Raw genomic sequence first — 10,114 nt, 5'->3', positions numbered from 1 at the left:
GCAAATCGGGGGATGCCCGAAGGTGGATCGCCGATCAGTTCGCGGCGGTTTGCGCGCTCTGCTGCAGAAAGCGCGCGCGCATCGGCTTGAGCACGAACAGCGCGAGCACGGCGGTGACGATGTCGAGCGTGATCGCCGAGGCGAACACCGGCACCCAGCTGCCCGCATGCAGATGCAGCAGCGCCGCCAGCGGCCCGCCGAAGATCGAGCCGATGCCCTGCGAGATATAGAGCCACCCGTAGTTCTCGGTCGCGTGACGCGTGCCGAAGGTGTCGGTCAGCGTGGACGGGAACAGCGAGAAGATCTCGCCCCAGCCGAAGAACACCACGCCCGAGAGCAGCACGAACAGCACGGCGTTATCGCGCGTCAGCAACCAGAGCGCCATCGCGACGCCTTCGAGCGCGAAGGCGAAAAACATCGTGTTTTCGCGGCCGAAACGATCGGAGACCCAGCCGAACAGCGGACGCGTGAGGCCGTTCGTGAAGCGGTCGATGGTCAGCGCGAGCGGCAGCGCGGCCATGCCGAACACCACCACTTTCGTGATGCCGAAGTCCGCCGCGAAGGTCGCCATCTGCGAGGTGACCATGAGGCCCGAGGTCGACATCATCGTCATCATGGCGAACATGAGCCAGAACAGCGGCGACTTCATCATCTGCGACGGACGCAGGTTCGGCACGCTCGCCGACGCAGTCGCGCGTTCCGACGAAGATGTCTGCGTCGGCGCAACGTCACGCGGCACACGCAGACCTTGCGAGGCCAGAAAGCCCACGACCGCGAACGCGATGCCGTACATCCACAGCGTCGCGTCGAGGCCGCGCGTCGCGAGCGATGCCGAGATCGGGAACGTCGTGACGATCGCGCCCATGCCGTAACCGGCCGCCACGGCGCCTGCCGCGAAGCCGCGTCGATCCGGGAACCAGCGCACCATCAGCCCGACCACCCCGACATAGACGATGCCCGTGCCAAGACCGCCCACGAGACCGTACGTGAGGTAGAGCATCGACGTGCTCGTGACCAGCGAGGCGAGCACCCAGCTCAGCCCCGACATCACCGTGCCGAGCGAGATCAGCAGACGCGGGCCGAAGCGATCGATCAGCTTGCCCTGAAACGGCGAGAAAAAGGTCTGCAGGATGATCAGCAGCGAGAACGTGACCTGCAGTTCGGGCAGCGGCACGCCGAGTTTCGCGGACAGCGGCTTGGTCAACAGCGTCCACACATATTGCGGACTCGAAATGGCCATCATGCACAGCAGGCCGAGGCCGAGCTGGAGCCAGCGATTGTGCGTCGCGACGGCGTGCGTGCTTGCGGTGGTCTCCGCGCCGAGCGTCTGAATGCGTGTATTCATGTGTTTTCCCCGTTGAATGCGGATGAAAAAGGACGAGTGCCGCCCTCCGGTTCGGCACAACGCCGAACCGGATATAAAAAACAGTCGATGAGTTAACGCGGTGAATGCGTCAGGTCATGCGATGACTCGCGCTACCAGCCCGCGGCCGAACCGTCGCTGCGTGGATCGCTGCCCGCCTCCAGCAATCCATTCGGATACCGAACGATTGCACCGGCATGCCCCATCGCTTCGTCGTAGGCGTCGAGCACTTCCACGTCGTGGCCGAGCGCGCGCAAGGCGTCGACAGTGGCCGCAGGAAAACGCGCTTCGAGTTTCAGCGAATCGGTCGATTGACCCCACGTGCGGCCGAGCAGCCAGCGCGGCGCGTCGATCGCGGTCTGCGGATTCCAGCCGTAGCGCGCGATGCGCGAGAACACCGCGCTTTGCGATTGCGGCTGGCCGTCGCCGCCCATGTTGCCGTAGACCATCGTGCGGCCATCGGCGAACTGTGCGAGCGCCGGATTGAGCGTGTGGAACGGACGACGCCCCGGCATCAGCGGATTCAGCGAAGCGGGATCGAGCGAGAAACTGCAGCCGCGGTTCTGCCAGTTGATGCCCGAATCCGGCAGCACGATGCCGCTGCCGAACTCGTGATAAATGCTCTGGATAAAGCTCACGGCCACGCCGTCGTTGTCGATGACGCCCATCCAGACCGTGTCGCCAGGACCGCGGCCGTTGCCCCACGGCATTGCGCGCGACATCGACACCTGACGCGCCATCGCATCGAGTGCGTCGGGCGCGAGCAGCGCGTCCGGATCGATGCGCATATGGTCGGGATCGGTCACATGCTCGTCGCGCACCTTGAATGCGAGCTTGGTCGCTTCCACGCAGGCGTGCACGAAATCGGGGCCGAGCGGGTCCATGCCGTCGGTCAGCACGCGATCGAGCACGCCGAGAATCAGCAGCGAAACGAGGCCCTGCGTCGGCGGCGGCATGTTGTAGACCGTGCCGAGCGTGTGGTCGAGCGCGAGCGGCGTGCGTTCGCGCGCACGATGGCGTTCGAGATCGTCGAGCGTGATGAGCGTTTCCAGCGACGAGAGTTCGCGCGCGATGCTGCGCGCGAGATCGCCGCGATAGAAGTCGTCGAGACCTGCGTCGGCGAGTTGTTGCAGCGTCGCCGCGAGACGCGCGTTCTTGAAGCGCTCGCCGGTCTGCGGCGCGCGGCCATCGGTCATGAAGGTCTGCGCGAAGCCCGGCACGTGCTGCAGTTCGGCACCCTTGCGCGCAACGCAATCGGCGTGGCTGCGCGTGACCGGCGCGCCGTGTTTCGCGTAGTGAATCGCGTCTTCGAGCAGGCGCGCGACGGGCAGCCGACCGCCGAGCGCGGCTTGCGAATAGCGCTGCGCGAAGTCCCAGCCGGACACGGTGCCCGCCACGGTATTCGCGGCGAGCGGGCCGCGCGCCGGCACGGCGTCCAGCCCGAACGCGCGGTACGTGGCGATGTCCGCGCGCATCGCCGCCGCGCCGCACGCCTCGATGCCGATGGGCGCGTGACCGGGACGCGAGATCAGCCAGAAGCCGTCCCCGCCGATGCTGTTCATGTGCGGATACACCACGGCGATGGTCGCGGCGGCGGCGATCATCGCCTCGACCGCGTTGCCGCCTTCGCGCAGGACGGCGAGCGCGCTCTGCGAAGCGAGCGCGTGCGGCGCGACCGCCATGCCGCGCGCGCCGCGCGTGGGATTCAGGATGGGTGCAGCAGTGTGTTCGAGAGGCATCGACGTTTCCTTGTATACAACGAAAACGTTAATGCGAGATTCGTGCCAGACCTTGGTAAAAACCCTGAGAATGCCGATTGGATAAGGCTTTCAGCCCGCCTACGCCGTCTTTCGCGCGGGGCTGCGCCGTGCCGTCAGCTGGTGCGCCGAGGCCGCGCTGGTGCGTGCGCAACGACATCGCGCCCCGTCTCGGTGCGCACGGCGCGCAGGCGTTGCAGCGTGAGACCGTTGACGCTCGCCTGACTGCCGCCGATATGACGCGACACGAGTTCGACGCTCAGCGCGCTGTCGCCGCGACGAACGGCGTCGAGGATCGCGGCGTGTTCGTCGTAGGTTTCGGCGATGCCGTCGCCGTGCACGAGATCGAGCCGCCGAACCACGCGGATGCGGTCGGTCACGCGCTGCATCGTCGCCGTGAGTTCGTCGTTGCCCGCCGCCGCGACCAGCGCGTGATGCAGCGCCTCGTCGAGTTCGACGAGCCGGTGACCATCGGCGATACGCTGGGCGCGCCCCACTTTCCACGTGCGATCGAGCGCGTCGAGCAGCAGATGCAGTTCGGCTTGCGGCGCCTCGCCGCTGCACAGCTTGCGCACCGCGAAGGTTTCGATCATCTGGCGCATTTCGTAGAGATCGTCGAAACGCTTGTTGTCGATCGGCACGACTTCCCAGCCGCCGCGCACATAGCCCTGCATCAAGCCGTCGCTTTGCAGACGTTGCAGCGCTTCGCGCGCGGGCGTGCGCGAGACCGCGAAACGCTCGGCGATCGCGCCCTCGGTCAGCCGGTCGCCCGGCAGCAGGTGCATATCGAAAATTTCGTTGCGCAGCGTGTAGTAGACGCGGTCAGCCCGCGTCAGCGCGGCGTCCGCTGCAATCGGTGCGGACGCGACGGACGACGGGCTGTCGTGGAGCGAGAGATTCAGCTTGATGTCGGGCATGGTCGGAAAGCTTATCAAACGCGCCTGCCCGGAAGAAAACAATTGCGACGCCGCGCGGATATCGCGTCGCGCTAGCGTGGCCCCTCATGTTGCCCCTCGTGCGGCCTCTCATGCTGCCCCTCGTGCGGCACGAGCCCGTATTCCTGCAACAGCGTGCCGATCTGGGTCGCGTCGAGTTTCTTCAGCAGCAGATTGCGCAGGAACGCGGGGCCGGGAATATCGAGCGGCTTGCCGTCGCGCAGCCGCCCCGTCGCGGCCAGCAGGCTGCGGACGTCGTAGGTGGAATTGAACACCTCCGGCACGCCGCGCTCGACGCCGAGCAGCGTGTAGACGGCTTCCATCGGCGTGCGCACCGAATACTCGGTGGTGAAGATGCAGTCGCGCTGCCGCGACTCGGCGAACTGGCCGATAAACGCGAAGTTGATCGCGCCTTCGGGCACGACATCGGGGCGATCGCCCGCACGGCGCGGCATGAAGAACGCGGTCACATACGGCATCATGACCGGCACCGTTTTCGCACCGCTCGCGGCCAGTTCGTCGATCTGATCGCGCGGCACGCCGAGGTGATAGAGCCACTCGCGCGTGATCTCCTCGCCGGTGCAATCCTGCATGGGCTTTTTGACGTAATCGCCGGGCGTATCGACGAACAGCGCGTAGAACCACACCACGATCTGATCTTTCGGCTGCTGTTTAAAATGCGGCTGGCGATTGACCGTCCAGCTCAGCAGCCAGCTCGAATCCTTCGCCGTGACGATGCCGCCGGTCACGACCTTGCCGCTGAACGGATCGCGCTTCGCGATCTTCTGGATGTACTGAGGGATGCGCGCGTCGAGCGTGGTGATCGTCGCCGATTCCCATTTGGTTTCGGCAATATGCGAGCCAAAGACCTCGGGGCGGCCGAACGCCGCGTCGCGCGCCGCGATGCGTTTCCACAGTTCCCAGGCGGGAGCCGGGCCGGCATCGAGTTCAGCCGCAGTGTGGTGATCACCGTTGCGGGAGTTTTCGGTTAGCGAACCGATGGTCATGAACACGAGATCGTCCGCGCCGAGATCGACGCCGCCCGCCGCGCCGTCACGCAGCCAGTGAATACGCGTGGCCTGCTTGCGGCCCGGCTCGATGCGAAAATCGACATCGACGACCTCGGTGCCGTACTGGAACGTCACGCCGTGATCCTGCAAATACTTCACGAGTGGCAGCACCAGCGACTCGTACTGGTTGTAGCGCGTGAATTTGAGCGCCGAGAAATCGGGCAAACCGCCAATATGATGAATGAAGCGATGCAAATAGAGCTTCATTTCCAGCGCCGAATGCCAGGCTTCGAACGCAAACATCGTGCGCCAGTACAGCCAGAAATGGCTGGCGAAAAAATCGTCGCCGAATACCTCGTTGATGCGCTTGCCTTCCATTTCCTCGCGCGTGGCGAGAAATAACCGCACGATGTCTTTCTGCGCCTGCTCGCTCAAACTGAACTGATTGTCGGTATGTGCGTCCTGCCCCTGGTTCACGGTGGCGCGCTGCAAGGAGTAATTGGGATCGTCCTTATTGAGCCAGTAGAACTCGTCGAGCACGCTCGCATTCGGTACGTCCAGCGACGGAATGGATCGGAACAGATCCCACAGGCATTCGAAGTGATCTTCCATCTCGCGACCGCCGCGAATCACGAAACCTTTTTCCGGTTCCTTGATGCCGTCGAGCGCGCCGCCGGGAAGGTGCTGCTGTTCGAGAATGGTGATGCGCTCGCCCGCCATCTGCGCATCGCGGATCAGGAACGCCGCACCCGCCAGCGATGCCAGCCCCGATCCGACGAACCAGGCGCGCTTGCCATCGACACCGGCTGGCTTGCGAGGACGGGCGAATGCTTCGTAATTGCCGCTGCTGTAGTACATGACGAGTCCTTTCGGAAATCAAACAGAATTGGCCAACTGCAACCACTTTAACGTGAATGTCCGAATTGTTATTCGAATAACGTCCGAAAAACGCCACCAGGCAGCTGCGCACTTAATTCAGATTAATTATCCTGCATAAAAAAATAGAATTATTTCGATGGGCGATCAATTACCCCTTCGTGCACCATGATCCACACCCTTTTCCGTATGAAACCTCGGTTTGGAACAGGGATCGATACCCATAGCTAAAAAAGGATGAAATCATGAGAACACTCAGTGCGACGGAAATTGACGCGGTATCGGGCGGCGGCACGCTCATTGGCGATTTACTGCTTGGTGTCGATCAGTTCCTGAACAATGTGCTCGACACGCCCATTCTCACCTTGCCGGGCCTCATCGTGAATTCGCTGGGGATCGTCGGCAAGGCGATTCACTTCGCCGTCGACACGATTGGCTACACGACGCTCAGCGCAGTCGGCGCACTCGGCTACGCGCTGGGCGGCACCGGCAGCGTCGACTACAACTACTTCCATACGGGCGAACCCGGCTCCGCCGGATTCTTTTCGTGATCGCCGCTGAATCAAGCTGAACGTGATACCCCCGCGAGGCTGTCGATCGCGGGGATTCAGGCGCCATCTTTCGAATCGATTTTCAGCGCTTCCTTCGCTGCGTATTCTCTATCTCACCCGCAAGGTGATGGTCCGGGGAATTGGCCTGACTGAATAGCATAACTAACAATATGAAAGATACCATCCACGACGAACACGTGTCGTCGCGCCGGGCCTTTCTGGCCAACATGTCCAAACTTGCCGCCGCCGGGGCCGTTGCAGGCTGGATGCCGATTTACCAGATTGCCGCGAACGCGCAGGGCATCGCGCCCCGCCCCGCCAATTTCCCGGCGACGGTCCCGCTCTACGTGCAAGCCTTCCAGAACTGGAGCGGCGAGATTTCCGTGCCGAACGTGTGGACGGCCGCGCCGCGCAACGCGGCCGACGTCGTGACCGTGGTCAACTGGGCCTTTGCCAACGGCTATCGCATTCGCCCGCGCGGCCACATGCACAACTGGTCCCCGCTCACGCTGGAGTCGGCGGCCACCTCGGCGAACGTTGTCTTGCTCGACACCACGAAGTCGCTGACTGCGGTGAGCGTCAACACCTCGACCAGCCCCGCGACCGTCACCGCGCAAACCGGCGTCTCGCTCGAAACGCTGCTCGCGACGCTCGAACTGCACAACCTCGGCGTGATTGCGGCGCCGGCGCCCGGCGACATCACGCTCGGCGGCGCGCTCGCGATCGACGCACACGGCACCGCCGTGCCCGCCGTCGGCGAATCGTTGTCGACGGGTCAGACTTATGGCTCGCTGAGCAATCTGATCGTCTCGCTCACGGCGGTTGTGTTCGACAACACCACGCAGCAATACGCGCTCCGCGCGTTCCATCGCACCGATCCGGATATCGCGGCGTTCCTCGCGCACGTTGGGCGTGCCATCCTCGTCGAGGTCACGCTGGTCGCGGGCGCCAACCAGCGGCTGCGCTGCCAGAGCATCGTCGATATTCCGGCGACAGAACTGTTCGCATCGGCCGGTTCGGGCGGACGCACGGTCGAGTCGTTTCTCAATCAGTCCGGCCGTCTGGAAGCCATCTGGTTTCCGTTCACGACCAGCCCGTGGCTCAAGGTCTGGAGCGTTGCGCCGACGAGACCCGCATCGTCGCGCGTGGTCACGCAACCTTATAACTATCCGTTTTCCGATTCGATCTCGCTGCAGATCGCCGATTTCGTCAAAAACATCGTCGTGGGCAATCAAGGCGCGCTGACACCGCTATTCGGCCAGACGCAGATGTCGATCGTGAACCTCGGTCTCGCGATGACTGGCAATGCGGATATCTGGGGCTGGTCGCGCACCGTGCTGCAATATATCCGCCCCACCACGCTGCGCGTGACCGCGAACGGCTATGCCGTCCTGACGCGCCGCGCCGACGTGCAACGCGCGATCAACGACTTCGTCGTGTATTACCAGAATCGCGTCGATGTCTATAAGGCGCGCGGACAGTATCCGATGAACGGTCCGGTTGAAATTCGCGTGACGGGCCTCGATCAGCCCGGCGATATCGGCGGTGGCGCGATGGTGCCCGCGCTATCCGCGCTGAAGCCGCGCCCCGATCATCCCGAATGGGACACGGCCATCTGGTTCGACATTCTCACGCTGCCCGGCACGCCGAATGCCTGCGCGTTCTATCGCGAGATCGAGCAGTGGATGCTGTCGAATTACAGCGGCTCGTACGCGACCATGCGCCCGGAATGGTCGAAAGGCTGGGCCTATACCACCACGGCCGCGTGGCAGGATCCTGTCGCGATCTCGACCACGATTCCGAACCTGCATCGCGAAGGCCAACCGGCCGCCAGCAGCTGGGACACGGCGCGAGCGACGCTGGACCGCTACGACCCGCACCGCGTTTTCTCTTCGCCGCTGCTCGAACAGCTACTGCCGTAAAATCTTTATATTCGCGGCCGGATCATTCCGATATTCGAATGAGTTCGAATGAGCGGAATCCGGCCGCTTTTGCATTTTCACAATTTACGGAAACGTGCGGGACGATGCAATTCATTTTCTCAGAATTGAATCGCCGTCCTTTTTATGCGATTTCATGGCGATTTGTTGCTTGATCCAGTGATTGGCATTTTCACCCCATTCGCCAAACCCCAACACGGCGACAGCTGCCAGCAGTAGCGCAAAAACCATCGCCATGCTGATGCCGCGTAAGCGGCCGGATCGAACGACGCGTGCGACCGGAGCAGGGACCGCCTCTTCGTGGATGGGCGGCGCAGCGGCCTCCTCGACGCGGCGCGCCCTGATGCGCTGCACCTCCTCGAGCAACACCGACAACTTCGCGACCACGGTGTCGGCGATCACCTTGTCGATGCGCGCGGTGTCGAGCGTGGCTTCGAGATCGGCAATCTGATCGCCAAGCGCATGCGCGTGCTCCCGCGCCTGGACATGCAGAAAATTCAGATCGTCTTCGGGACGCGCCTGCGTGATAGCGGCGGGAATTGTGTATGTTGTCTTGCCGAGAGAAAACGCAATAGGCTCAGTTGTATTCATGGATAATTTATGTGACTTACATAATGACCGCAAATTCACCAATCAATTATTCACATGATACAAGTTATTACCACCCCCAATAATCAAATAGCGTCGAACCGGCACGCCAATATCAAGGTGAAGGGAAAAACGCACTGCCATAGGGTGAATCGCGCTTGCGCTTCCCCCCGCATCCGTCTTTAACGTGACGTCAATGCCACCCGCTGCGCCCACGCTTTCACATAATCCGGCGCATCGTCTGCAGACTCGCCCGCTTGCGCCGCGACGCGCTCGGGCGGCAAGGGCTTGAGCGCCAGCGGCAGCACGCCGGCCCAAACGGGCAACGCGAGATCCGCTTCGTCGTCGCTCGGACCGCCGGTGCGAATCTTCGATACCGCTTCGTCGAGCGGCAGACGCAGGATCGTCGTCGCAGCGAGTTCATTGCGGTCGCCGCGACGGACTTCATTCACGCGGCCGCGCGCGATGTGATCGAGAAAGGCGTCGAGTGCGGCCGCCTTCTGCTCGGCGGGCACGACTTCGAACACGCCGTAGATCATCGCCGAGCGATAGTTCATCGAATGATGGAACGCGGAGCGCGCGAGCACGAGGCCGTCGAGGTGCATGACCGTCACGCAGCACTGCGCGCCTTCGGCGGCGAGCTTGAGCATGCGGCTGCCATTCGAACCGTGGATGTAGAGATGATCGCCCTCGCGCCAGCATGCGGTGGGAATGCAGTGCACGCCGTGATCGTCGGCGAATGCGACGTGGCACACATAGGCGTCGTCGAGAATCGCGTGCAGAGTGGCGGTCTCGTAGTCGGCGCGCTCCGCGATGCGGCGCACGCGCGTGCGGGGCGACGGCGGCGTGCCCTTACTGGCGACGGTATCGGTCTCGGACATCCTCGGCATCTCCTGGCTGGATCAAATGCCGATCAGACTAGCGAAGCGGTGGCTCCAGCGCTAGACCCAGCGGACGCCACTTGCGTAGGGCCACGCTGGCCCGCGAATTTCCGTGGACTTATGACTTTGCGGCGGTTTTGCGCGCGGGACGCAGCGGTTTGGCGGCGGCTTCGGCCGGTCGCCCGGCGCGACGCGGCGCCCGGCGAGCTGGCA

At 63.2% G+C, this 10,114-nt stretch carries 8 protein-coding genes; 2 read left to right on the top strand and 6 right to left on the bottom strand.

Annotated features, from left to right (window positions below; genetic code table 11):
• Positions 1-34 precede the first annotated feature (34 nt).
• The 4 genes from oxlT to G3N97_RS32230 all read right to left on the bottom strand — a co-directional run bounded on the left by oxlT (position 35) and on the right by G3N97_RS32230 (position 5,923).
• Positions 35-1,345, bottom strand: a complete 1,311-nt coding sequence (gene oxlT / locus G3N97_RS32245) for an oxalate/formate MFS antiporter (RefSeq protein WP_205996978.1) — start codon at positions 1,343-1,345, stop codon at positions 35-37.
• 131 nt (positions 1,346-1,476) lie between these two features.
• Complete coding sequence (locus G3N97_RS32240; protein WP_205996977.1) at positions 1,477-3,102, bottom strand: gamma-glutamyltransferase family protein; 1,626 nt, start codon at positions 3,100-3,102, stop codon at positions 1,477-1,479.
• 134 nt (positions 3,103-3,236) lie between these two features.
• Entirely contained in the window at positions 3,237-4,037 is an 801-nt protein-coding gene (locus G3N97_RS32235) for a GntR family transcriptional regulator (RefSeq protein WP_205996976.1), read from the bottom strand.
• A gap of 71 nt (positions 4,038-4,108) precedes the next feature.
• The gene (locus tag G3N97_RS32230) at positions 4,109-5,923 is read right to left on the bottom strand and encodes an oleate hydratase (protein WP_205996975.1); all 1,815 of its coding nucleotides are present in this window, start codon (positions 5,921-5,923) and stop codon (positions 4,109-4,111) included.
• Positions 5,924-6,186: 263 nt separating this feature from the next.
• Between G3N97_RS32230 and G3N97_RS32225 the strand changes: the two genes are divergently transcribed.
• The gene (locus G3N97_RS32225; RefSeq protein WP_205996974.1) at positions 6,187-6,492 is read left to right on the top strand and encodes a hypothetical protein; all 306 of its coding nucleotides are present in this window, start codon (positions 6,187-6,189) and stop codon (positions 6,490-6,492) included.
• A gap of 170 nt (positions 6,493-6,662) precedes the next feature.
• On the top strand, positions 6,663-8,414 hold the full coding sequence (locus tag G3N97_RS32220) for a cholesterol oxidase substrate-binding domain-containing protein (RefSeq protein WP_241030966.1): 1,752 nt from the start codon (positions 6,663-6,665) through the stop codon (positions 8,412-8,414).
• Between the two features lie 111 nt (positions 8,415-8,525).
• Here the strand turns inward: G3N97_RS32220 and G3N97_RS32215 are convergent, their stop codons facing one another.
• Positions 8,526-9,023: a hypothetical protein gene (locus G3N97_RS32215; protein ID WP_205996973.1), complete on the bottom strand. Its 498-nt coding sequence runs from the start codon at positions 9,021-9,023 to the stop codon at positions 8,526-8,528.
• Between the two features lie 179 nt (positions 9,024-9,202).
• Entirely contained in the window at positions 9,203-9,901 is a 699-nt protein-coding gene (locus tag G3N97_RS32210) for a pyridoxamine 5'-phosphate oxidase family protein (protein WP_205996972.1), read from the bottom strand.
• Between the last annotated feature and the right edge of the window lie 213 nt (positions 9,902-10,114).

It is taken from the genome of Paraburkholderia sp. Ac-20347, from assembly GCF_017104805.1.
GTDB lineage: Bacteria > Pseudomonadota > Gammaproteobacteria > Burkholderiales > Burkholderiaceae > Paraburkholderia > Paraburkholderia tropica.
The sequence above is the reverse complement of the archived record's forward strand: the minus strand, read 5'-3'. Positions and strand labels throughout refer to the sequence as shown.

What these genes read in the sequence shown, in the direction of transcription:
- oxlT (WP_205996978.1), bottom strand. Translation starts at nt 1,345, where the DNA reads ATGAATACACGCATTCAGACGCTCGGCGCGGAGACCACCGCAAGCACG.
- G3N97_RS32240 (WP_205996977.1), bottom strand. Translation starts at nt 3,102, where the DNA reads ATGCCTCTCGAACACACTGCTGCACCCATCCTGAATCCCACGCGCGGC.
- G3N97_RS32235 (WP_205996976.1), bottom strand. Translation starts at nt 4,037, where the DNA reads ATGCCCGACATCAAGCTGAATCTCTCGCTCCACGACAGCCCGTCGTCC.
- G3N97_RS32230 (WP_205996975.1), bottom strand. Translation starts at nt 5,923, where the DNA reads ATGTACTACAGCAGCGGCAATTACGAAGCATTCGCCCGTCCTCGCAAG.
- G3N97_RS32225 (WP_205996974.1), top strand. Translation starts at nt 6,187, where the DNA reads ATGAGAACACTCAGTGCGACGGAAATTGACGCGGTATCGGGCGGCGGC.
- G3N97_RS32220 (WP_241030966.1), top strand. Translation starts at nt 6,663, where the DNA reads ATGAAAGATACCATCCACGACGAACACGTGTCGTCGCGCCGGGCCTTT.
- G3N97_RS32215 (WP_205996973.1), bottom strand. Translation starts at nt 9,023, where the DNA reads ATGAATACAACTGAGCCTATTGCGTTTTCTCTCGGCAAGACAACATAC.
- G3N97_RS32210 (WP_205996972.1), bottom strand. Translation starts at nt 9,901, where the DNA reads ATGTCCGAGACCGATACCGTCGCCAGTAAGGGCACGCCGCCGTCGCCC.